Source organism: Sphingomonas jeddahensis (assembly GCF_001981525.1).
In the GTDB taxonomy this organism is placed as follows: Bacteria; Pseudomonadota; Alphaproteobacteria; order Sphingomonadales; family Sphingomonadaceae; genus Sphingomonas; species Sphingomonas jeddahensis.
This window is the reverse complement of record NZ_MPSB01000006.1, coordinates 108,735-130,474: the sequence shown is the minus strand read 5'-3', so window position 1 is coordinate 130,474 and position 21,740 is coordinate 108,735. Positions and strand designations below refer to the sequence as shown.

Below are 21,740 nucleotides of genomic sequence, written 5' to 3'. Positions count from 1 at the left end.
ATGGACGAAGCCGTGCCGCTCGATCCCGCTCCGCGCCGATCGCGAGCTGGACCCTTCATCCTCATCGTCGCACTGGCGTTCGCCATCGGCTTGGCGCTGATGTGGATGGCCGCCCGTGATGGCAGGGGATGGTGGGCGCCCGCGAAGCCGCAGGCTGCCGCGCCGGCCGCCACCGCCATGCCGACAACGCCGCCGGCACCCGGCGCGACCGATCCTCTCACCCTTGCGACCCGCGAAGCCGCCTTGGCGGCCCAACTCGCAGCGCTGGAAGCGCGCACCGCCGCGATCGGTGTTGACGTCACCACGGCCGCCGACCGTGCCGGGCGTGCCGAGGCGATCCTGATCGCCTTTGCCGCACGCCGGGCGATCGAGCGCGGTTCGCCCCTCGGCTACCTCGAGGAGCAGCTCGGCCGGCGCTTCGGCGCCACGCAACAAGCGGCGGTGGACGCGGTGGTCCAAGCCGGGCGAGAGCCGGTGACGATCGAATCGCTGCGTCAGGCGCTCGATGCCAATGCAGCGCTTCTGCTCAATCCAGGCTCGCAGGGCTGGTTCGGCGGGCTGATCACGGAACTACGCAGCCTGATCGTGCTGCACGACGCCAACACGCCATCGCCGCTGCCATCGGATCGCCTGGCGCGCGCGCGCCGCCGGCTCGACGCGGGGCAGGTCGATGCCGCGCTGGAGGAAATTCGCCGGCTGCCCGGGGGCACGCAGGTGAGCCAATGGACCGCCGACGCCCAGCGCTACCTCGCCGCCCACCGCGGTCTCGATACGCTGGAGACGGCGGCGATCGTCGGCACCATCCCGGCGGCGGTGCAGCCGGTGCAGCCCGCGCCGCCGGTGTTGGAGGGGGCGGCCGAGCCGGCGGAGCCTGAGGCGACGGGCGCCTGATCGGCTACGGTCGTTCCGCTCAATGGTTCGTCACCCAGGGTTCGCCCCGGGGTCTCACTTCTAAGCGCCGCGTCGAATAGCGGGACCCCGGCTCAAGGCCGGGGTGACGTCAACTTCGCTGATGCGTCACCACCCTCAACCCGTTCCTCCCGAGCAATGTCGAGGAACGCGCCCCGAACACTGCGGATGGTGCCTCGACGTCGCTCGACACGAACGGTCGTGTTCCCCCCGGTTGCGCGCGCCCCCATTCCCTGCAACCATCGGCGCATAAACGAAAAAAGGAGAGCGGGATGCAGGGCATGTGGCGGGCGATCGCCCTATTGGCGACAGGAACGGCGCTAGCACCTGTGGCGGCGGCGGCGCAGAACCGCCCCGACCAGAAGGCGTTCTTCGGCCTTTACAAGGAGCTGGTCGAGACCAACACCGTCGTTAACGAGGGCAGTTGCACACGCGCCGCGCAGCAGATCGCGACGCGGATGAAGGCGGCGGGCTTCCCGGATGACCGCATCACCGTCTTCACCACGCCCGATCACCCCAATGACGGCGGCATCGTCGCCAGCCTGCCGGGTTCCGACGAGAAAGCCGGCGCGATGCTGCTGCTCGGCCACCTCGACGTGGTCGCCGCCAAGCGCGCGGATTGGGAACGCGATCCGTTCAAGCTCGTCGAGGAGAACGGCTTCTACTATGCCCGCGGTGCGGTCGACGACAAGGCGATGTCGGCGATCTGGGCCGACGCCATGATCCGCTTCCAACAACAGGGGTTCCGCCCCAAGCGCACCATCAAGCTGGCGCTGACCTGCGGTGAGGAGACGACCTTCGCCTTCAACGGCGCGGAGTGGCTCGCCAACAACCGGCCCGAGCTGGTCCGCGCCGATTTCGTGCTCAACGAAGGCGGCGGCGGCCGCTTCGACGCGAACGGCAAGAAGCAGGCGCTCGCCATCCAGGTCGGTGAGAAAGCGGCGCAGAACTTCACCTTCGTCGCGACCAACCCCGGCGGCCACAGCTCGGCGCCGCCGCCCGACAATGCGATCTACGATCTCGCCGAGGCGATCGGGCGGGTGCAGAAACACGAATTCCCGATCAAGTTCACCGACACGACGCGCGCCTTCTTCACCGCCAGCGCACAGGCGCTGCCCGGCATGGCGCCGCCGATCCGGCGTCTGCTCGCTAACCCGAACGATGCCGAGGCCGATGCGCTGGTCAGCCGCGACAAGGTGATGCATTCGACGCTGCGCACCACCTGCGTGGCGACGCTGGTCGATGCCGGCCATGCCGAAAACGCGCTGCCGCAGCGCGCCACCGCCAACGTCAATTGCCGCATTTTCCCGGGCGAAACGGTGGACGGGACGCTCGCCACGCTGAAGGAGCTGGCCGGGCCGAAGGTGACGGTGACCGCGAACCAGCCGGTGCGGCCGATCGCCGTCCCGCCGCCGCTCAACCCAGCAATCCTCGGCGCGGTGACAACGCTGGCGGCGAAGCATTTCCCCGGCGTGCCGGTGGTGCCGATGATGTCGACCGGCGCGACGGACGGGGTATTCTTCGGCACGCTGAAGATGCCGGTCTATGGCGTGCCGGGGCTGTTCATGGAGCCGGACATGAACGGCACGCACGGGCTGAACGAGCGAATTCGCGTGACATCGCTCTATGAGGGGCGCGATTACCTCTACGATCTGGCGAAGACGCTGGCGGAGTAGTTCGGGCCACCGCTTGGGGGGTTTCTTCTGCTTCCCTCCCGCTTGCGGGAGGGGCTGGGGGTCGGCGTGTCCAACAGCGCTCCGCTCGGGGACAGTCCCTCCCCTAACCCCTCCCGCAAGCGGGAGGGGAATAGGTTACCGTCCCACCCAATCCGCCACTTCGCCCGCCACCCGGTTCGCTGCCTGGTTCAGCGCGGCACCCACCGGCGCCGGCTCGATCGCGGTCACCGGCACGCGCGCCTCGAAGCGGCGCTTCTCCAGCGCGCCGCCTTCATCGCGGACCAGCGCCGCATCATAGGTCACCACCGCCTCGCGCGTTGTCGCATCCACGCCAAAGCCGCGCAGCTCGCCCGCCAGCCGCGCGCCGGGATCGGCGAGCGACTGCGCGCCCGACATCACCACCCGCCCGGTCCGCGCCGCGACCGTGTCCGACAGCAGCCGCGCGAACTGGCGCGCGGGCGGCTCCACCCATTGCGCTTCCTTGACATAAGCGATGTCAGTCGCGCCGGTCTGCACCGGTACGCGATTGTTGGCGAGCGCCTGGGGCACGCTTGGCACCTGGATCGTGATCGTGCGCGCGCCGGCGGAGGATTGCGCCTGCCCCACCGGCACTTGCTCGGCCGCGGTGATGCTCAGCAGGGCCTCGGGCGGCTTCGCGCCGAAGCTGATGCACCCGGCGAGCGGCAGGGCAGTGAGACCGATCAGCAGCTTCTTCATGTCACTTGCCCTCATAATCCGGCAGCTTCTGCTGGCCGATCAGCGATCCCGCACCCTGGCGATCCACCTTCTCCGCCACCGAGGCGAGCGCCGCCGACATCTGGCGCAGGTCGAGCACCAATTGGTTGATCTCCGGCACCGTCCGCTTGGAGAAGGTCTGCAGCCCCGGTCGCGCATCGCCGATTGCGGCGTTCAGCGTCTCGGTGCTCTGCCGCGCTGAGCGGATCGTCTCGTTGAGATTGGCGATCGTTGGCCGCACATCCTCCGCGAGGATGCCGTTGGTGGTGGCGGCGAGTTCGCCGATCTGCGCGGAGGCGACACCCGCCTGCTGGATCGCAATCCGCGTCTGTGCCAGCGTCGCGGCGATTTCCGGCCCACGATCGGCGAGCGCGTCGGTCAGCCGGTTGGTGTTCTCGAGGATACCCGCGATCGACGCCTGGTTTCGGTCAGTGAGCAGGCCCGTCAGTCGCTCGGTCAGCGTCGACAATCGCTCCAGCAGCTGCGGCGCCGAATTGAGGATCGCGCCGATGCCGCCGGTACGCGTCGGGATCACCGGCACGCCATAGGGGCATTGGCTCGCCGTGTCGTTCTCCGGGCAGACGATCGGCGGCGCACCCTTGCGCGCGCCATCGAGGCTGACGGTGCTGGTGCCGGTGAAGCTGCCCTGGATCGTCGCTGCCGTGCCGCGCAGCACGGGCGTGTCGGCATTCACCTGGATCCGCACGCGCACGAACTGCGGATCGTTGCGCCACAGCTGGATCGATTCGACCTGGCCGGACGGCACGCCCGAATAGGTGACCTGCGAACCCTTCGCGAGGCCATCGACCGATTGCTTGAAAAAGATATCGTAATGCTTGGCCGTCGAGCCGCCGAGCCGCGCGATCCACACGGTGAACAGCGCAAGCATCGCCAGCAGGATCAGCACCACGGCACCGACAAGGACGTGGTTGGAACGGGTTTCCATCAATCAGCCCCTGATCGTTCGTGCGCCTGTTGCGCTTCCTGGGTCGCCACGGCGGCGCGGCCGCGCGGGCCTCGGAAATATTCCTGGATCCACGGATGATCCAGCGCGAGCAATTCGTCGATCGTGCCCACTGCGATCACGCGCTTGTCGGCGAGGACCGCCACCCGGTCACAGATGGCGTATAGCGTATCGAGATCGTGCGTGATCAGGAACACGGTAAGGCCGAGCGTCCTCTGCAGCGACTTGGTCAGCTCATCGAACGCCGCCGCGCCGATCGGATCGAGCCCCGCGGTCGGCTCGTCGAGGAACAACAGCTCCGGGTCGAGCGCCAGCGCGCGGGCGAGGCCGGCGCGCTTCTTCATGCCGCCCGACAGCTCCGCCGGATACTTCGGCCCGGCCTCGCCCGGCAGGCCGGTCATGATCACCTTGTACGAGGCGATCTCGTCGAGCAGCGCCAGATCGAGGTGTGGATAGAATTCGCGCAATGGAACCTGCACATTCTCCGCCACCGTCAGCGTGGAGAACAAGGCGCCACCCTGGAACAGCACGCCCCAGCGCTTGCGAATCTCGACCGCCTCGGTCTCCTCGCGCCCGATGGTGGGCTCCCCGAAGACCGTCACGTCGCCCTCGACCGGCGATTGCAGCCCGATGATCGACCGCATCAGCACGGATTTGCCCGTTCCGGACCCGCCAACCACGCCCAAAATCTCGCCGCGGCGAACGTCCAGGTCGAGTTTCTCGTGCACGACTTGGTCGCCGAACGCGTTCTTGAGCCCGCGCACCTCGATGATGTTCTTCGCGTCAGCCATCAGATCCAGCCGATTCGTTCGAAGAACACCGCGAAAAACGCGTCCAGCACGATGACGAGGAAGATCGCCTGCACCACCGCCGCGGTGGTGCGCGTCCCGACCTGTTCGGCGTCGCCCTCCACCTGCATGCCCTGAAAACAGCCGGCGACAGCAATGATCGCGCCGAACACCGGTGCCTTGATCAGGCCGACATAAAGGTCGGTGATCGGCACCACCTCGCGCAGCCGGGCCACATAAGTGACGGGCGGTATCTCGAGCTGCCACCAGCACAACAGCCCGCCGCCGATGATCGCGATCAGCGACGAATAGAAGCCCAAGAGCGGCATCATCAGGATCGCCGCAATGGTGCGCGGCAGCACCAACGCCTCCATCGGCGAGACGCCAATGGTGCGCATCGCGTCGACCTCTTCGGTCAGCTTCATCGTGCCGAGCTGCGCGGCGAACGCCGATCCGGATCGCCCGGCGACCATGATCGCGGTCATCAGCACGCCAAGCTCACGCAAGGTGATGCGGCCGATCAAGTTGATCGTGAACACCTCCGCGCCGAACTGGCGCAGCTGCACCGCGCCCTGCTGCGCGATGACGATGCCAATCAGGAAGCTCATCAGCCCGACGATGCCGAGCGCCGAGACGCCAACTACCTCGAAGCGCTGAATCGTGGCGTTGAAGCGGAAGCGGCGCGGATGGCGGATCACGTTGACGAACGCGATCATCGTCGCGCCCAAGAACCCTAAGAGACCGAGCATCGTGCGCCCGGCGGTGACGGTCGCCTCGCCCACCTCGCCCAGCACGCGGTTGAACGGGCTGACATGCGTGGGGCGCGTCGGCACTGCCTGATCGGCAGCTTCGACCTGTTCCAGCAGGTGCTGCTGTTCGGACCGCAGGCCCTCTATCGCGGCATCATGTTTCTTGGCGAAACGATGGATCACCCAGGCGCCGATCGTGTCGATCCGATCGATCGCGGAAAGATCGATCCGCGACACCGATCCGCCATGCGCATCGAGGCGAGCCGGCAGGTCGCCGATGCGCGCCAGCGAGAGATCGCCGGTGAAGCGCAGCGTTCCCCCGTGCTCGCTGAAGTCCGCCAATGCGCCCATTCCCCACCCTTTGCGGGAATCCCCGCATCTCGGCAAGACGAACGTACAGCGCGTCCGGTTGTTGCACGCTCGTTCAGAAGGTGGCTGCACGACTAAGGCGCTCCCCGGTCGGGCTGAGCCTGTCGAAGCCCTGCCCTTCCTCGCAACGCAAGGCAGCCCTTCGACAAGCTCAGGGCGAACGGTGAAAGCCTGTCAAAGCCTTACAACGCCACGTCCACCGCATGGATCGCCAGCCCCACCATGCCGCCCACTAAAGTGCCGTTGATGCGGATGAACTGCAGGTCCTTGCCCACCGCATGTTCCAGCCGCTGGGTGATGGTCTGCGCGTCCCAGCCGCGCACCGTTTCGGAGACCAGACCGACGATCACGTCGCCATAATCCGCTGCCGTCCCCACCGCGACGCGCCGCACATAGCGATTGAGCGTATTGCGCAGCCGCGCGTCACGTTCCAGCGTGTGGCCGAGCTGGCGCAGCATCTCGCCCATGCCACCCGCCAGCAGCCGCTCGGGATCTCGTGCGGCCCGCAGCATGGCGTGGCGCGCCTGTTCCCACAAGCCGTTGATCCAGCTTTGCATCGCCGGGTTCTCGAGTAAGGCAAGCTTGAGCGATTCCACCCGCTCGCGCATCTCCGGCTTGTGCTGGAGATCGCGCGCGAGCGTCGCTAGCCCTTCCTCCGCCTTGGTGCGCAGCGGGTGGTCGGGCTGTTCCGCCATGTCGACCAGCATCTTGTCGAGCCCGTCGATGATCTTGGTGGCGATCGTCTCGTCCAGCCCGGTCCAGCGCAGGATGCTGCCGGCGCGTTCGTGCACCATGTTGCGGATCAGCTGCTGGTTGCTGTCGAGTACGCGCCCCGCCCAGCGCACGATGCCGTCCAGGATCGGCTGGTGGCGGTTCTCCGCCATCGCCGCCTCCAACGCACGGCCGATCAGCGGCGACAGCTCGATGCGGCGCACCTGCTGCACCATCGCGCCGCGCACCATGCCGCCCAGCCGCTCCTGGTCGAGCGCCTGGAGCACCTCCACCGCCAGCCGCGACGCGCCGCGCGTCACCCGCTTGCTGCCGGCGGAGGGATTGGCGAGCCAGCGGCCGGCAACGCTGGCCACGTCCATCCGCCGCATCCGCCGCGCGACCACCACGGGGATCAGGAAGTAATCGCGCAGGAACACCGCAAGCTGGTCGCCGATGCGATCCTTGTTACGCGGGATGATCGCAGTGTGCGGGATCGGCAGCGCCAACGGATGGCGGAACAGCGCCGTCACCGCGAACCAATCCGCCAGCCCGCCGACCATCGCCGCCTCGGCAAAGGCGCGCACGAAGCCCCACCCCGGGTGGTTCGCCTCAAGCCCCCGCGCGACGAGGAACGCCACCGCCATCGCCACCAGCATGCCGGTGGCGATCAGGCGCATGCGCACCAGCCCCGCCGGCACAGGAATTCGCGATGGGCGCCGCAGCGCGAGGGGCATCATGCCTCGCACAATCCCCCAGAAGGGGGATTGTTCAAGAGTTCATTGCAACGCCCGCTCACTCGGCCGGCGCGTCACCGTCACGATAGCCGATGCGGCCATGCGGCGCCGGCAGCGGGCCGCCGCCGGGCTTGTGGTCGATCAGCGGCGTCTCGTCGTCGCCCGGCTGATAGGTCAGCAGCTTGCGCCCGAGCCACGGGCCGATACGCCGCTCGATCCCGACCGACAGGCTGAACGAGGCCGGCACGATCAGCAGCGTCAGCAAGGTGGAGACGATCAGACCGCCGATCACCACGATGCCCATCGGCGCGCGCCATGCGCCGTCGCCGGTCAGCGCTAGTGCGGTCGGCACCATGCCGGCGACCATCGCCACCGTGGTCATCACGATCGGCTGCGCACGCTTGTGCCCAGCATCGACCACCGCGTCGTAGATCGGCACACCCTGGTTCATCTCCTCCAGTGCGAAATCGATCAGCAGGATCGAATTCTTGGCGACGATGCCGAGCAGCATCAGCAGCCCGATAAACACCGGCATCGACAGCGGATGCCCGGTGATCATCAGCGCCAGGACGCCGCCCAACGGCGCGAGCAGCAGCGACCCCATGTTGACCAGCGGCGGCAGCAACCGGCGGTACAGCAGCACCAGCACCGAAAAGACGAGGAACACGCCTGCGATCACCGCGATGACGAAGTTGATCAGCATCTCCATCTGCCACTTGGCCTGGCCGACGCTCATCTTCTGCACGCCGATGGGCAGGTTCTTCATCGACGGCAGCTGGTTCACCTGCTGCATTGCATTGGAGAGGATCAGCCCCGGCGACAGATCAGCGCCGATCGTCAGCTGGCGTTGTTGGTTCAGCCGGTTGATCTTGGTTGGGCCCGAACCGAAGCCGATCTCCGCCACCACCGACAGCGGCACCGACCCGCCGTTCTGCGTCTGCACCGGCAGGTTGCGGATCGTCGCCATGCTGGTGCGCGACGATTGTTCCAGCGCGACGCGGATCGGGATCTGTCGATCGTTAAGCGAGAAGCGCGCGCTGTTCTGGTCGATATCGCCCAAAGTCGCGATGCGAATCGCACTGGACAGCGCGCTGGTCGTCACGCCCAGATCGGCCGCGAGGTTGAGCCGCGGCTTGATGACGATTTCAGGCCGGTTGAGATCGCCGGCGATGCGCGGCGCGAGCAAGCCCGGCACCCCGCCCATTTCCGCCACGATCTTGTCCGCCGTCTGGCGCAGCAGCACCGGATCGTCGCTACCCAGCGTCACTGACACGTCGCGGTTGTTGTCGCCCCAGCCGAACTGCGACTGGAAATTCACCCGCGCGTCCGGGATCTTGGCAAGCTCCGGCGCCAGGGCGCGCTCGAACTCGGTCGATGTCTTTTCACGCTTGTCGCCGATGTCACCGCCGAACAGCGCACGAATGCGGTCGTTGAGCGACGGCTTTTCCTTGAACTGCACGACCACGCGGCCATTGCCGACGAAGGAGCGGGTATAGATCGAGTCCACCTCCGGCTCGTCGCGCAGCAGCTCGTACACGCGGTGCACCGTTGCCTCGGTCTGCGCCAGCGTCGCGCCCGGCGCCATCGTGATGGTGACGGCGGAGCGCTCTTGGTCGATCGACGGCTGGAACTGCATCGGCAGGCTGGCAAAGCCCAGCACCGTCAGCAGGAACGCCAGCGCACCGATGCCCACCGTCCAGATACGATGGTCGTAGAGATAGCCCGTGACGCGCCGGAGTCCGCCGCGCGCACGCACCGCCAGCGACTTGCCCGGATCCATCGTCCAGCGCAGCACCGCCATATAGGCGTCCATCAGACGCCCCTCGCCATGCGATTCGGGGCCGGCGGATTTCAGGAAATAGGCCGCGATCATCGGCGTGATCATGCGCGCCACGGCAAGGCTCATCAGCACCGCAACGACGACGGTGAGGCCAAAATTCTTGAAGAACTGCCCCGACACGCCCGGCATCAGGCCGACGGGCAGGAACACCGCGACGATCGCCATTGTGGTCGCCAGCACGGCAAGCCCGATCTCGTCCGCGGCGTCGATCGATGCCTGATAGGCCGATTTGCCCATCCGCATGTGGCGGACGATATTCTCGATCTCGACGATCGCGTCATCGACCAGCACGCCTGCCACCAGGCTCAGCGCCAGCAACGTCATACTGTTCAGCGAAAAACCCATCAGGTCCATGAACCAGAAGGCGGGAATCGCTGACAGCGGAATGGCGAGGGCGGAGATAAAGGTTGCCCGTTTGTCGCGCAGGAACAGGAACACGATGAACACCGCGAGCACTGCGCCCTCGATCATCGCATGGATCGCGCTTTCATATTGCTCGACAGCATATTTGGAGCCGTCGATGCGCAGCCGGAACTTCACCTGCGGATTGCGCTTCTCCAGCTCCTCCAGCTTCTTCTTCGCTTCGCGGAAGACGCTGACTTCCGAATAGCCCTTGGCGCGCTTGAAATCGAAGGTGATGACTGGGCGCCCATCGACCGACGCGGCCGATCGTTGCTCCGCATAGAGGTCACGTACCGTCGCGACTGCGTTCAGCTTGATCGTGCGCCCGTTGCCGGCGATGATCTGGGTCTCGCCCAACGCATAAGCGGTGTCCGCATTGCCCAGCACGCGCACCGATTGCTCCGCCCCGGCGATCTCCGCCCGGCCGCCCGCCGCGTCGAGGTTCACCTGCCGCAGCTGCTGGTTGATCTGCGTCGCGGTCAGCCCATAAGCGGCGAGCTTGGCCGGATCGAGGATCACGCGGATCTCGCGATCGACCCCGCCGTTGCGCTCAACGCCGCCCATGCCCTCGACGGAAAGCAATTCCTTGGTGACGGTATTGTCGATGTACCAGCTGAGCTGTTCCACCGTCATGTCGGTGGCGGAGGCGGAATAGCTGCCGAGATCGTCGTCGTTGATCTTCACGCGGCTGATCTGCGGCTCCAATATGCCTTCGGGCAGGTTGGAGCGGATCTGGGTAACGGCGTCGCGCACCTCGTTCACCGCACGATCGACCGGCGTGCCGATGTCCAGCTGGATCATCGTCGTGGAATTGCCTTCGCTGACGAAGGACTGGAGCTCGTCGACGCCTTCCACGGTGCGCACCGCCGCCTCGACGCGCTGCGTGATCTGGGTTTCTAGCTCACTCGGCGCGGCGCCCGGCTGCGTAATCTCGACCGCGACGGCCGGGAAATCGATGTCCGGCTCGCGGTTGATGTCCATGCGGATGAAGCTGACGATGCCGGCCACCGTCAGGATCACGAACAGCACGATCACCGGAACCGGGTTCCGGATCGACCAGGCCGAGATGTTGCGGAAGTTCATGCCGTCATGCTCCCGGCTTGCTCAACACCGGGGCGATCTTCTGCCCCGGGTTGAGGAAAGCACCCGCCGACACCACCACGCGTTCGGTGCCGTCCAGGCCGTCGGCGACTGCCACGGACGTATCGCTGACTGTGCCGAGCCGCACGTTGCGTCGCTGCACGACGTTATCCTTGTTGACGATATAGACGTAATTGCCCTTTTCGTCGCTGAGGATCGCCGATTGTGGCAATTCGGGCAGACTGGCGTCGCCGCGAACAATGCTGGCGGAGGCGAAGCCGCCGGGCCGCAGCGCCGGATCGTAAGGCACCTGGATGCGGGCAATACCCTGGCGCGTCTGCGGATCGATCACCGGCGACACCTGCCACACGCGACCCGCAAACTTCCGCGTGCTGCCGACCGGGGTGACGGTGGCCGATGCGCCCGGCTTCAGCGTGACGAGATCGTCCTCCGCCATTTGCGCGCGCATCTCCATCTCGCCGCCCTTGGCCATGCGGAACAGCGTGCCCGAAGCGGAACTGATGATTTGCCCCGGCTCCACCTGCCGCGTCAGCACCAGGCCCGCTTCCGGCGCGCGGATGTCGAGCCGGCCGTTGCGCGCCCGCTGCTCGGAGGAGGCAGCCTGTGCCACCTTGACCCGCGCCGCCGCTGCATCGCGCGTCGCAATGCGCCGCTGCACATCCGCCTGGCTGATGAAGCCCCGCCCGACCAACTGCTGCGCTCGCTCCAGTTCGGCCTGCGCGAGCGTCAGGTCCGCCCGCGCGACATTTACCTGCGCAGCCAGGCTGGCGGCGGTCTGCGTCTGCACCGACCGATCGACCAGTGCGAGAACCTGGCCCTCGCGCACCCACTGGCCCGGCTCGACCAGCACGCGCGTCACCATGCCGCCCTCGCCCGCCACGCCGACCGGCATTTCGCGCTTCGCGGCAAGCGTGCCGTTGACGTTGATCGCGCGTGCGACATCGGCACGTCCGGGCACTACGACGGTGACGCTGGGCGCTTGACTGGCGGCGGAACTGGCGGCGGGCGCTGCTTCACCGTCGCGCAGCAGGAACCAGCCCACAAGTGCCAGCGCCAGCACCGCGACGATCGCGATGATGAGGATGCGACGCCGCCGCCGCGCGCCATTATCCGGCCCCTCGATCAGCAGTGTCTCGCCATCCAGACTGCCGGCTTCGTGATTCATGCACCCTACATCCCGCTCAGGCACCATGCGGTGACCGCCCGCTGCCTCTACCCACAGCTGTGTTATATGAATAAATCACCGGGCTCAAGCGCCGGTTACCCCCATTGGTTGCATGACAGATTCAGGAGGATGCCACAAGCGGCGCTCGTTCAGCCTATGTTGTTCAACGGCGCTCCAGAGGCGACGAACCGATTATCCGGAGTTAAACACGCATGCGCTATTTCGTCGCCTCAATGATGCTTGCCGCTGCGGCCGGCACCCCCGCGCTGGCCCAGAACGCGCCCGCCACCCCGATCCTTCCGGATGCGACAATCCTGGATGTGATGGCGACGGGCGAAGTCTCGCGCGTGCCCGACGTCGCGACGCTGCGCGCCGGCGTCGTCACCCAGGCGCCGACCGCCGCCGCTGCTTCCGCCGAGAACGCCGCGCGAATGGCCAGCGTCATCAAGGCGCTTCGCGCCGCGGGCATCGCGCCGCGTGACATCGCCACCGCCAGCGTCGGCCTGTCTCCGCAATATCGCTATGCCGAAAATCAGCCGCCAGCGATCACCGGCTATCAGGCAAGCAACACCGTGTCCGTCACCTTCCGGGACATCGCAAAGACTGGCGCGGCGCTGGATGCATTGGTCAAGGCTGGTGCGAACCAGATCGATGGCCCGCAATTGTCGATCGACGGGCCCGAGGCAGCGCTCGACGAAGCGCGAGTTGATGCGGTGAAGCGCGCCCGCGCCCGTGCCGAACTCTACGCTCAGGCCGCCGGCCTGCGCGTCGATCGTATCGTGTCGATCGGGGAGCAGGGCGAGAACCGCGGCGATCAACCCCGTCCGCCAGTGCTGTACGCCCGTGCTGTTAAGGCGGACGCAGCCACGGAGATGCTGCCCGGCGAAACCGAAGTCAGCGCGACCGTGGTTGTGCGCTTTCTGCTGAAATAAAAATGAAAACGGCCGCTCGGTCACCCGAGCGGCCGTTATTCCACGTCGTGGCGGTGGTGCGTGTTAGCGCACGCTGCCGCGACGGACCAGGTTGACGATCGCGAGCAGGATCACCGCACCAAGCAGCGACACCAAGAACGACGTCAGCGTCAGCGGCGCACTGTTGATCGAACCGCCCGAAACGACCAGGCCGCCGATGAACGCCCCAACGATGCCAACGACGATGTTGAGAAAGATGCCCTGCTGGGCGTCAGTGCGCATAATGATGCTGGCCAGCCAGCCAATCACGCCGCCGACGATCAACCAGAGAATGATACCCATAAACTTACTCCCCTGCGGTTAAACGGCCCGACCGGCCGGGCGCTGGGGAAAAGACTCTTGACAGCCGAAGTTTGTTCCGCCCGCGTAACCCGCTACCTCAGAACTTCTGCTGGCGCTCGTACAACGACTTGTAATGCTGGATGCGCGTGACCCGCAGTCCGGGCATGCCGGAGCGGTCGATCGCACGCTGCCAGCCGGCGAACTCCTCGACGGTGAGCCCATAGCGGGCGCACACCTCGTCCACCGTCAACAGCCCGCCATTCACGGCAGCGACCACTTCGGCCTTGCGCCTCACCACCCATCGCGTGGTGCTTGGGGGCGGCAGAGATTCGAGCGTCAACGGCTCGCCAAGCGGGCCGATGACCCGCGCCGGACGAATTTTCTGGTTCTCGATCATCATTCAACCTCGGCTAGGGGCGGGCGCCCCCTTTCCATCTGACAAATCCTGAGCGGGCGGTACGCCTGCCTCTGCCTTTACGGCCCATCGGTAAACAGGGTGTTCAATCGTCCTTCCATTGCATCATCGCTTGCGCCACCGGTCCGTTGAATGCCCCATCCACCGGCGCGAACAGCGGTGAATCGAGCCGCACGCGCGCCGAGCGGGCGTAAATTGTGGCGGTTGGCGACGCCGCCTGCCGCGCCGTCATTTCCACCAGCAGCACCGCCAGGTCACTCGGCAGTTCCACCACCGGTGTGCGCCGGTCGAACAGGGCAAAACTCAAGTCCACGCGCCGCCTGGTTCCTCATTCATGCGTCCGGAAGCGTCCTTGTACGCGGCATGAAGTGAAGGGTCGGTAAAGCCGCGATGGCGCAGTTGCGTTCGCGATCACCGTCATTTGTGCTATTGGCGGGTGCGTGACCGATTTCGCTGATTTCCAGCTGGCCGGCGGCCCCGCCGGCCGCCGCATTGTCGTCGCCATGTCCGGCGGCGTCGATTCGTCCGTCGTTGCAGCGCTTGCCAAGGCGAGCGGCGCCGAGACGATCGGCGTCACCCTGCAATTGTACGATCATGGCGAGGCGACCGCTCGGCCGGGTGCCTGCTGCGCCGGCCGCGACATCCGCGATGCGCGCGCGGTGTGCGACCGGCTGGGTATCGCACATTACGTATTCGATCACGAATCGAGCTTTCGCGCGCAGGTGGTCGACCATTTCGCCGACGAATATCTCGCCGGCCGCACGCCGATCCCCTGCGTCCAGTGCAACATGGGGCCGAAGTTCACCGATCTGTTCGCGCTCGCCCGCGATCTCGGCGCGGATTGCCTGGCAACTGGCCATTACGTGCGTCGCATGATCGGGGCTGACGGTTCGGAACTGCACCGGGCGGTCGATCCGGCGCGCGACCAGAGCTATTTCCTGTTCGCCACCACGCGCGACCAGCTCGATTTCCTGCGCTTCCCGCTCGGCGGCATGCCCAAGGATCGCGTCCGCGCGATCGCCGCCGAGATGGGCCTCGGCGTCGCGGCCAAGCCCGACAGCCAGGACATTTGCTTCGTCCCCGATGGCGATTATGCCGGGCTGGTGAAGAAGCTTCGCCCCGCAGCGAGCGACGGCGGCGAGATCGTCGACCTGTCGGGCCGTGCGCTCGGCCGGCACGAAGGGATCATCCATTACACCGTCGGCCAGCGTCGTGGCCTCGACATCGGCGGCCAGCCCGAGCCGCTCTATGTCGTGCGCCTGGAGCCGGAAGCGCGCCGCGTCGTCGTAGGCCCGCGCGCTGCGCTGGCGGTGAGCGCCGCGCGATTGGCCGACCTCAACGTGCTCGGCCCGCTCGAGGGCCCGCTCACGGCCAAGGTCCGCTCGATGGCCAAGCCGGTGCCGGCGCGGCTCCATGGCGACCAGTTGGTGTTCGACGCGCCCGAATATGGCGTCGCGCCGGGCCAGGCGGCGGTGCTGTACGATGGCGATCGCGTACTCGGCGGCGGCTGGATCGCAGCGACCGAAGGCGCCGCGCTGGCGGCGTGAGTGCGGCCGGGAACGAGTCGCGCCAGAAGCCACAAGCGAACGGTCGTCCCGGGCAGCAACGGGATGGCGAGACGAATTGTGCGAGGACTCGCCGCCTGTTGATCCGTTCGTGCTGAGCCTGTCGAAGGGCGTGTTCCGGACACGTGCTTCGACAGGCTCAGCACGAACGGTTGCAATCGTCATCTACGGTTGAAAAACCTGCGCCCGCCCGCCGCGAACTCAAGGCAGCAGGAACGTCCCCTCGATCACCGTCACGCAATCGCCGGTCAGCATCACCCGATCGCCCGCCAGGCGACATCCCACATGCCCGCCGCGCGCACTCGCCTGATAGGCGGAGAAGCTGTCCCGCCCTAGCACCTCGGCCCAATAGGGCACCATCACCGCATGCGCCGATCCGGTCACCGGATCCTCGGGAATGTCGAAATAATCGGTGAATACCCGGCTTACCACCTCCGCTGTCTCGCCGCGCGCGGCGACGATCAGCACATAGGGGCCCAGCGCCTTCACCGCCCGGCCATCGGGTGCGGCGGCGCGCACCGCCGCCTCGTCATCGACGATCACCAGCGCATAGCCCTTGTCGTGCCAAAGCGTTTCGCGTGCTTCAACGCCAAGCGCCGCGATGATAGCGTCCATCTGCTTGGGGTAAGGCTTCCAGGCCGGCAGCGCCATTTCATAGCCCGCGCCGCGTCGCGCGACCTCCAGCACGCCGGCCTGCCGCGTCGCGAAGCGCACCCGCTCGCGCGTCGTGTCCGACGAGAGCACGAAATGCCCGCTCGCCAGCGTCGCATGGCCACATAGCGCCACCTCGGCCGCCGGCGTGAACCAGCGCAGCTCGAAATCGGCCGCCTCGCTCGCCGGCACGATGAAGGCGGTTTCGGACAGGTTGTTCTCCGACGCGATCGCCTGCAGCGTCGCATCGTCAAGCCAGGCCGATAGCGGCATCACCGCCGCCGGATTGCCGGTGAAGGCAGCGCCGGCGAAGGCGTCGATCTGGGCGAAAGGTATCCTCATATGCGCTTTCCGAACCCCTGGCGCATCAGATGCGCTTCCCGAACTCCCGGCGCATCAAATGCGCTTGCCAAACCAATGCGGCGTCACGTCCGCCTCGACCAGCGGATTGTCGGTATCGACATGACCCTCCGGGTCGAGGTGGATCAGCACCTCCACACGCGGGAACACGTCGCGCAGCCGTTTCTCGACATTCTCGACGATGTCATGCGCCGCCGCCACAGTCAGGTTGCGATCCACCTCCATGTGGAATTGCGCAAAATCATGCGTGCCCGCGCGCCGCGTGCGGAAATCGTGGATGCCGCGGATGCCCGGCTGCCGTGCGGCGACCTCGATAAAGGCGGCGCGCTGCTCGTCGGGCCATTCCTTGTCCATCAGCATGTCGATCGCCTGGCTCGACGCGCCGAACGCGCCCCAGGCGAGCCACAAGGCGATGGCGATGCCGAACACCGGATCGGCGCCCGAAATCCCCAGATATTGATCAAGCACCAGCGCGCCGATCACTGCCATGTTGAGCAGCACGTCGGACTGATAATGGACATTGTCCGCCATGATCGCGACCGATCCGGTGCGCCGGATGATGCTGCGCTGATACGCGAGCAACGCCATCGTCGCCCCGATCGCCAGCACCGACACGCCGATGCCGAGCGAGGCATCCTCGTTCACCTGCGGATTGTTGAACCGCTCCACCGCCTGCCATGCGATGCCGATCGCTGATACGGTGATCAGCGACACCTGGAACAGCGCCGCCAGCGCCTCCGCCTTGCCATGGCCGAAGCGATGGTCGTGATCGGCCGGCTCGGCGGCGAGCTTGACGCCGTAGAGCGTCACAAGGCTGGCGAGCAGATCGAGCGCGGTGTCGGCCAAGCTGCCCAGCATCGCCACCGATCCGGTGTGCCAGGCCGCATAGCCCTTCAGCGCGAGCAGGAAGAGCGCGGTCGCGACGCTCGCCAGCGCCGCGCGGAGCGCGAACGGAACGATGCGCCGGCGTTCCTCACGCGTCATGGGTACAGCAGCCCTTCGTTCCAGCCGTCGCCTTCGCGGGTGAACAGCCGCCGCTCATGTAGGCGATGCGCGCGATCCTGCCAGAATTCGATCCGATCCGGCACCACGCGATAGCCGCCCCAATGCGGCGGGCGCGGCACCTCGCTCCCTTCGTAACGGAACTGCATCGCATCGAACCGCCCCTCGAAGATCGATCGCGCGGGCAGCGGCCGCGACTGTTCCGACGCCCAGGCACCCAGCTGCGAGTCGCGCCCGCGCGAGGCGAAATAGGCGTCGCTCTCGGCATCGGTGACGAGGCTGACCGCACCCTCGATCCGGATCTGCCGCCGCAGCGACTTCCAGTGAAACAGCAACGCCGCCTGCATGTTCGCCTTGAGGTCGCCCGCCTTGCGGCTCTCGCGGTTGGTGTAGAAGACGAAGCCGTCCGGCCCATGCCCCTTCAGCAGCACCATCCGCGACGACGGCCGGCCGTCCGCATCCGCCGTCGCCAGCGCCATGGCATTGGGATCGTTCGGCTCGCTCGCCTGCGCCTCGGCATACCAGGCGTCGAAGAGGGTGAAGGGATCGGTGCTCATCGGCGCGCCTTAGCACCGGAATAGCCGCGGAACGACTCCCGCCCCCGCGAATTGAATCGGCCTCGCAACGACGAAGGCGTATGATCATGGCGGCACGGGCATATTGGCAGGGACAGATCCGCCTCGCGCTCGTCTCGATTCCCGTCGAGATCTATTCCGCGGTGAAGTCCGGCGCGAGCGTCAGCTTCCGCCAGATTCACGAGCCCACGGGCAAGCCGATCAAATATGAAAAGGTCGCGGAGGGCGTCGGCCCGGTCGATCCCGACGACATCATGAAGGGCTATCAGATCGACAAGGGCGAATATGTCCTGCTCGATCAGGACGAGATCGATGCGGTGAAGCTCGAATCGAAGAAGACGCTGGAGCTCACCCAGTTCGTCGACGCGAGCGACATCGACGTGCTCTATTATGAAAAGCCCTATTTCGTCGTGCCCGCCGACGATCTCGCCGAAGAGGCCTTTATCGTCCTGCGCGAGGCGCTGAAGCGGACCAAAAAGGTCGGGCTCGGCCAACTCGCGATGCGCGGGCGCGAATATGTCGTCAGCTTGAAGCCGTGCGGGCGCGGGATGGTGCTGGAAACCCTGCGCTACGCCGACGAGGTCAACCGCGCGCAGGGCTATTTCCGCGACATTCCCGACGACAAGCCGGATAGCGAATTGCTCGAACTCGCCGAAGCGCTGATCGAGAAGAAGAGCAGCGCCTTCGACCCGCAGGAATTCCACGATCGCTATGTCGATGCGCTGAAGGACCTGATCGAGCGCAAGCGCAAGCAGAAGGGCAACCGCAAGATCATCGACGACAAGGACGAAGGCGGCGGGCGATCTGCCTCCAACGTCGTCGATCTGATGGCGGCGCTGAAGAAGTCGATGGAGAAATCGGGCGGCACGGCGCCGGCTAAGGCGCCCGCCAAGAAGCCGGCTGCGAAGAAGACCACTGCCACCGCGGCGAAGAAGCCGGCGGCCAGCAAACCCGCGGCGCGCAAACGTGCCTGACGCTGCCCCCAAGGTCATCCCCGCGAAGGCAGGGATTCATAAACGCCAATGTCGCGGCCCTTGCGAAGACCTGCGCGTCTGGATTCCCGCCTCCGCGGGAATGACGAAGATCAGTTGGGCGAGCGTCGCGGAATGAGCACCGACCCCCTCGCCCTCTACAATGCCAAGCGCGATTTCGCGAAAACCGCCGAGCCCGCCGGTACGCTCGCGCCGGGCAACGGCAACAGCTTCATGGTCCAAAAGCACGACGCGACCCGCCTCCACTGGGACTTTCGTCTCGAACTCGACGGCGTGCTGAAAAGCTGGGCGGTCACCCGCGGACCCAGCCTTGACCCCCAGGAAAAGCGCCTAGCCGTCCGCACGGAGGATCACCCGCTCAGCTACGCCACGTTCGAAGGCACAATCCCCAAGGGCGAATATGGCGGCGGCACGGTGATGCTGTGGGATCGCGGCACCTGGTCGCCGATCAAGGGCAAGTCGGCGAAGGATCTGGAGAAAGGCCACCTTCACTTCGTCCTCGACGGCGAGCGGATGAAGGGCGAATGGCTGCTCATCCGCCTGAAGCCACGCGGCAAGGAAAAGCGCGAGAACTGGCTCCTGCGCAAGATTGACGATGCCCACGCCGGCGGCACCGACACGCTCACCGAAACCGCCCTAACCAGCATCGAAACCGGCCGAACGATGCAGGAGATCGAGGAGGGCAAGAAGGCCAAGCCAAGCGCCAAACGCGCGCCCACCCAAGCCACAACCAACACGCAAACCGCGGAAGCAAAGCTCCAGCCGACGCCCAAGCCCGCCACTTCCAAACGCACACGCAAGTCGGCCAAGCCACCCGCCTTCACCGAACCCCAGCTTTGCACACTGGTCGACGCCGTCCCCAGCGGCACGGCCTGGATGCATGAGGTGAAATACGACGGTTACCGCGCCCTGATCGCGATCGGCGGCGGCACCGCCAAGGTCTACACCCGCTCCGGCCTCGACTGGACCGACAAGTTCCAGGCCATCGCGGACACGGCCGCCGCGCTCCCCGTCGACACCGCGCTCATCGATGGCGAGATCGTGGCTTTCAAGAACGGCCACCCGGACTTTTCGACGCTGAAGGACGCCATCTCCACCGCCGGCGACATGACTTTCTTCGCCTTCGACGTGCTGGAGCTGGACGGCGAAGACCTCCGCCCGCTCCCGAACGTCCAGCGCAAGGAGCGCCTCCGCCCGCTCATCCCCGGTTCCGAGCGCGTCCAGTTCAGCGAACACGTCCTCGGCTCGGGCGAACAGCTCTTCGAGAAAATGTGCCAGCAGGGCCTCGAAGGCATCGTCTCCAAACAGGCCGACGCCCCCTATCGCGGTGCGCGCACCAAGGCGTGGCTCAAGGTCAAATGCACCCGCCGCCAGGAATTCGTGATCGTCGGCTGGACCAAGTCGGACAAATCGCGCGGCTTCCGCTCGCTCCTCCTCGGCGTCCATGAGGACGGCAAATTGCGCTACGCCGGCAAGGTCGGCACCGGTTTTTCCAACGACCTGATGATCGAGCTCAGCGCCAAGCTTGCGAAGCTCGAACGCAAGACACCAACGGTAGAGATCCCCAAGAACCTCGGCCGCGCCGCCGTCCGCGGCGCACGTTGGGTCACCCCCAAGCTCGTCGCCGAAATCGCCTTCACCGAGGCCACCCCAGACAAGCTCCTGCGCCATCCAAGCTTCCTCGGCCTGCGCGGCGACAAGGCTGCCCAGGACGTGGTGGTCGAAGCGCCACAGCCCGTCCCCCAAGCCCCCGCGACTACGGTAAAGGTCAGCAGTCGCGACCGCCTGATCTTCCCCGAATCAACCGTCACCAAAGGCGACCTCGCCGATTATTACGCCACCGTCGCCGGCATCATGCTCCCGTGGAGCGGGCGCCGCCCGATCAGCCTCGTCCGCTGCCCGCAAGGTCGCGGCAAGAAATGCTTCTTCCAAAAGCATGACGCCGGCTCGTTCGGCGATCACGTCCATCAGGTGCCGATCGTCGAAAAAGACGGCTCGACCGAAAACTACCTCTGGGTCGATGCCGCAGACGGCCTCGTCGCTTGCGTCCAGATGGGCACGATCGAATTCCACGGCTGGGGCTCGACCGTCGACCATCTCGAACAGCCCGACCGCCTCGTCTTCGATCTCGATCCCGACGAGGGCCTCGACTTCGGCGATACCAAGAATGCTGCCGAGCACCTCAAGAACCAGCTCGCCGAACTCGGCCTCACCAGCTTCCCGATGCTATCGGGCGGTAAGGGCGTCCATGTCGTCGTACCGCTAACGCCGCAGGCAGAATGGCCCGCGGTGAAGAGCTTCGCCGACCGCTTCGCCCGCGCGCTCGCCCAGGCCGAACCTGACCGCTTTGTCGCCACGATGAGCAAGGCCAAGCGGACGGGGCGGATCTTCATCGACTGGCTACGCAACCAACGCGGGGCCACCGCCATCATGCCCTACGCCGCCCGCGCCCGTGCTGGGGCCCCGGTCGCCGCGCCGGTCTCCTGGACCGAACTGCGCGACATCGACACGGCGGCAAGATGGCACGTGACGGATGCCGCGGAACTGATCGACCGCGCGACCAGCCGCGCACTGGCGGGATGGGGAGTCGCGGACCAGATACTGCCGGATCTCTAGCAAACTCGGCCCGTTCGTGCTGAGCCTGTCGAAGCACGTGTGCTACAGGCGGCATCGTATGAGGCACGCCCTTCGATAGGCTCAGGGCGAACGAAAGATCTTCAACCCTCATCCCGTTCGTCCCGAGCGAAGTCGAGGGACAAGCCGCAAGCGTTACCTTGACTTGGC

At 66.3% G+C, this 21,740-nt stretch carries 19 protein-coding genes; 6 read left to right on the top strand and 13 right to left on the bottom strand.

Annotated elements, in window-relative coordinates:
- Entirely contained in the window at positions 1-891 is an 891-nt protein-coding gene (locus tag SPHI_RS08595) for a hypothetical protein (protein WP_076744509.1), read from the top strand.
- A gap of 290 nt (positions 892-1,181) precedes the next feature.
- Positions 1,182-2,585 carry a M20/M25/M40 family metallo-hydrolase gene (locus SPHI_RS08590; RefSeq protein WP_076744508.1) on the top strand — a complete coding sequence of 468 codons (1,404 nt, stop codon included), beginning with the start codon at positions 1,182-1,184 and terminating at the stop codon, positions 2,583-2,585.
- A gap of 135 nt (positions 2,586-2,720) precedes the next feature.
- On the opposite strand, the gene SPHI_RS08585 is transcribed toward SPHI_RS08590, so the two are convergent.
- The 7 genes from SPHI_RS08585 to SPHI_RS08555 all read right to left on the bottom strand — a co-directional run bounded on the left by SPHI_RS08585 (position 2,721) and on the right by SPHI_RS08555 (position 12,143).
- Positions 2,721-3,302: an ABC-type transport auxiliary lipoprotein family protein gene (locus tag SPHI_RS08585; RefSeq protein WP_076744507.1), complete on the bottom strand. Its 582-nt coding sequence runs from the start codon at positions 3,300-3,302 to the stop codon at positions 2,721-2,723.
- 1 nt (position 3,303) lies between these two features.
- The gene (locus SPHI_RS08580; protein WP_076744506.1) at positions 3,304-4,266 is read right to left on the bottom strand and encodes an MlaD family protein; all 963 of its coding nucleotides are present in this window, start codon (positions 4,264-4,266) and stop codon (positions 3,304-3,306) included.
- On the bottom strand, positions 4,266-5,075 hold the full coding sequence (locus tag SPHI_RS08575; protein ID WP_076744505.1) for an ABC transporter ATP-binding protein: 810 nt from the start codon (positions 5,073-5,075) through the stop codon (positions 4,266-4,268). Before SPHI_RS08575 ends, SPHI_RS08580 begins: the two co-directional genes overlap by 1 nt.
- Positions 5,075-6,172 carry an ABC transporter permease gene (locus SPHI_RS08570; protein WP_076744504.1) on the bottom strand — a complete coding sequence of 366 codons (1,098 nt, stop codon included), beginning with the start codon at positions 6,170-6,172 and terminating at the stop codon, positions 5,075-5,077. The genes SPHI_RS08575 and SPHI_RS08570 overlap by 1 nt, the downstream gene beginning before the upstream one ends.
- Before the next feature lie 200 nt (positions 6,173-6,372).
- Complete coding sequence (locus tag SPHI_RS08565; protein ID WP_076744503.1) at positions 6,373-7,638, bottom strand: DUF445 domain-containing protein; 1,266 nt, start codon at positions 7,636-7,638, stop codon at positions 6,373-6,375.
- A 55-nt stretch (positions 7,639-7,693) separates the two neighbouring features.
- Positions 7,694-10,960, bottom strand: a complete 3,267-nt coding sequence (locus SPHI_RS08560) for an efflux RND transporter permease subunit (RefSeq protein WP_076744502.1) — start codon at positions 10,958-10,960, stop codon at positions 7,694-7,696.
- 4 nt (positions 10,961-10,964) lie between these two features.
- Entirely contained in the window at positions 10,965-12,143 is a 1,179-nt protein-coding gene (locus SPHI_RS08555) for an efflux RND transporter periplasmic adaptor subunit (protein WP_076744501.1), read from the bottom strand.
- Between the two features lie 212 nt (positions 12,144-12,355).
- On the opposite strand from SPHI_RS08555, the gene SPHI_RS08550 reads away from it, so the two are divergent.
- Positions 12,356-13,075: an SIMPL domain-containing protein gene (locus SPHI_RS08550; protein WP_076744500.1), complete on the top strand. Its 720-nt coding sequence runs from the start codon at positions 12,356-12,358 to the stop codon at positions 13,073-13,075.
- A gap of 63 nt (positions 13,076-13,138) precedes the next feature.
- Here the strand turns inward: SPHI_RS08550 and SPHI_RS08545 are convergent, their stop codons facing one another.
- The 3 genes from SPHI_RS08545 to SPHI_RS08535 all read right to left on the bottom strand — a co-directional run bounded on the left by SPHI_RS08545 (position 13,139) and on the right by SPHI_RS08535 (position 14,124).
- Positions 13,139-13,396: a GlsB/YeaQ/YmgE family stress response membrane protein gene (locus SPHI_RS08545; protein ID WP_076744499.1), complete on the bottom strand. Its 258-nt coding sequence runs from the start codon at positions 13,394-13,396 to the stop codon at positions 13,139-13,141.
- Positions 13,397-13,493: 97 nt separating this feature from the next.
- A complete protein-coding gene (sciP, locus tag SPHI_RS08540) occupies positions 13,494-13,793 on the bottom strand; it encodes a CtrA inhibitor SciP (RefSeq protein WP_076744570.1) in 300 nt (99 codons plus the stop codon).
- A gap of 103 nt (positions 13,794-13,896) precedes the next feature.
- Positions 13,897-14,124, bottom strand: coding sequence for a hypothetical protein (locus SPHI_RS08535; RefSeq protein ID WP_076744498.1), 228 nt, complete (start codon positions 14,122-14,124; stop codon positions 13,897-13,899).
- A gap of 127 nt (positions 14,125-14,251) precedes the next feature.
- On the opposite strand from SPHI_RS08535, the gene mnmA reads away from it, so the two are divergent.
- Positions 14,252-15,358, top strand: a complete 1,107-nt coding sequence (gene mnmA / locus SPHI_RS08530) for a tRNA 2-thiouridine(34) synthase MnmA (protein WP_076744497.1) — start codon at positions 14,252-14,254, stop codon at positions 15,356-15,358.
- Between the two features lie 219 nt (positions 15,359-15,577).
- On the opposite strand, the gene SPHI_RS08525 is transcribed toward mnmA, so the two are convergent.
- From SPHI_RS08525 to pdxH, 3 genes are read right to left on the bottom strand one after another with little or no spacing between them, the layout of a single operon-like run.
- Positions 15,578-16,369 carry a PhzF family phenazine biosynthesis protein gene (locus SPHI_RS08525; RefSeq protein ID WP_076744496.1) on the bottom strand — a complete coding sequence of 264 codons (792 nt, stop codon included), beginning with the start codon at positions 16,367-16,369 and terminating at the stop codon, positions 15,578-15,580.
- Positions 16,370-16,423: 54 nt separating this feature from the next.
- Positions 16,424-17,371, bottom strand: a complete 948-nt coding sequence (locus SPHI_RS08520) for a cation diffusion facilitator family transporter (protein ID WP_076744495.1) — start codon at positions 17,369-17,371, stop codon at positions 16,424-16,426.
- Entirely contained in the window at positions 17,368-17,946 is a 579-nt protein-coding gene (pdxH, locus tag SPHI_RS08515) for a pyridoxamine 5'-phosphate oxidase (protein ID WP_076744494.1), read from the bottom strand. Before pdxH ends, SPHI_RS08520 begins: the two co-directional genes overlap by 4 nt.
- An 86-nt stretch (positions 17,947-18,032) precedes the next feature.
- Between pdxH and ku the strand changes: the two genes are divergently transcribed.
- Positions 18,033-18,938 carry a non-homologous end joining protein Ku gene (ku, locus tag SPHI_RS08510; protein WP_076744569.1) on the top strand — a complete coding sequence of 302 codons (906 nt, stop codon included), beginning with the start codon at positions 18,033-18,035 and terminating at the stop codon, positions 18,936-18,938.
- A 132-nt stretch (positions 18,939-19,070) separates the two neighbouring features.
- Positions 19,071-21,572, top strand: a complete 2,502-nt coding sequence (gene ligD / locus SPHI_RS08505) for a DNA ligase D (protein ID WP_076744493.1) — start codon at positions 19,071-19,073, stop codon at positions 21,570-21,572.
- The last annotated feature ends 168 nt before the right edge of the window (positions 21,573-21,740 follow it).

Excerpts from the sequence above, each read along its gene's own strand:
- ku (WP_076744569.1), top strand. The coding sequence starts at position 18,033 with ATGGCGGCACGGGCATATTGGCAGGGACAGATCCGCCTCGCGCTCGTC.
- ligD (WP_076744493.1), top strand. The coding sequence starts at position 19,071 with ATGAGCACCGACCCCCTCGCCCTCTACAATGCCAAGCGCGATTTCGCG.
- sciP (WP_076744570.1), bottom strand. The coding sequence starts at position 13,793 with ATGATCGAGAACCAGAAAATTCGTCCGGCGCGGGTCATCGGCCCGCTT.
- SPHI_RS08560 (WP_076744502.1), bottom strand. The coding sequence starts at position 10,960 with ATGAACTTCCGCAACATCTCGGCCTGGTCGATCCGGAACCCGGTTCCG.
- SPHI_RS08575 (WP_076744505.1), bottom strand. The coding sequence starts at position 5,075 with ATGGCTGACGCGAAGAACATCATCGAGGTGCGCGGGCTCAAGAACGCG.
- SPHI_RS08555 (WP_076744501.1), bottom strand. The coding sequence starts at position 12,143 with ATGAATCACGAAGCCGGCAGTCTGGATGGCGAGACACTGCTGATCGAG.
- SPHI_RS08550 (WP_076744500.1), top strand. The coding sequence starts at position 12,356 with ATGCGCTATTTCGTCGCCTCAATGATGCTTGCCGCTGCGGCCGGCACC.
- SPHI_RS08545 (WP_076744499.1), bottom strand. The coding sequence starts at position 13,396 with ATGGGTATCATTCTCTGGTTGATCGTCGGCGGCGTGATTGGCTGGCTG.
- pdxH (WP_076744494.1), bottom strand. The coding sequence starts at position 17,946 with ATGAGCACCGATCCCTTCACCCTCTTCGACGCCTGGTATGCCGAGGCG.
- SPHI_RS08570 (WP_076744504.1), bottom strand. The coding sequence starts at position 6,172 with ATGGGCGCATTGGCGGACTTCAGCGAGCACGGGGGAACGCTGCGCTTC.
- SPHI_RS08565 (WP_076744503.1), bottom strand. The coding sequence starts at position 7,638 with ATGATGCCCCTCGCGCTGCGGCGCCCATCGCGAATTCCTGTGCCGGCG.
- SPHI_RS08525 (WP_076744496.1), bottom strand. The coding sequence starts at position 16,369 with ATGAGGATACCTTTCGCCCAGATCGACGCCTTCGCCGGCGCTGCCTTC.
- SPHI_RS08595 (WP_076744509.1), top strand. The coding sequence starts at position 1 with ATGGACGAAGCCGTGCCGCTCGATCCCGCTCCGCGCCGATCGCGAGCT.
- SPHI_RS08520 (WP_076744495.1), bottom strand. The coding sequence starts at position 17,371 with ATGACGCGTGAGGAACGCCGGCGCATCGTTCCGTTCGCGCTCCGCGCG.
- SPHI_RS08590 (WP_076744508.1), top strand. The coding sequence starts at position 1,182 with ATGCAGGGCATGTGGCGGGCGATCGCCCTATTGGCGACAGGAACGGCG.
- SPHI_RS08585 (WP_076744507.1), bottom strand. The coding sequence starts at position 3,302 with ATGAAGAAGCTGCTGATCGGTCTCACTGCCCTGCCGCTCGCCGGGTGC.
- SPHI_RS08580 (WP_076744506.1), bottom strand. The coding sequence starts at position 4,266 with ATGGAAACCCGTTCCAACCACGTCCTTGTCGGTGCCGTGGTGCTGATC.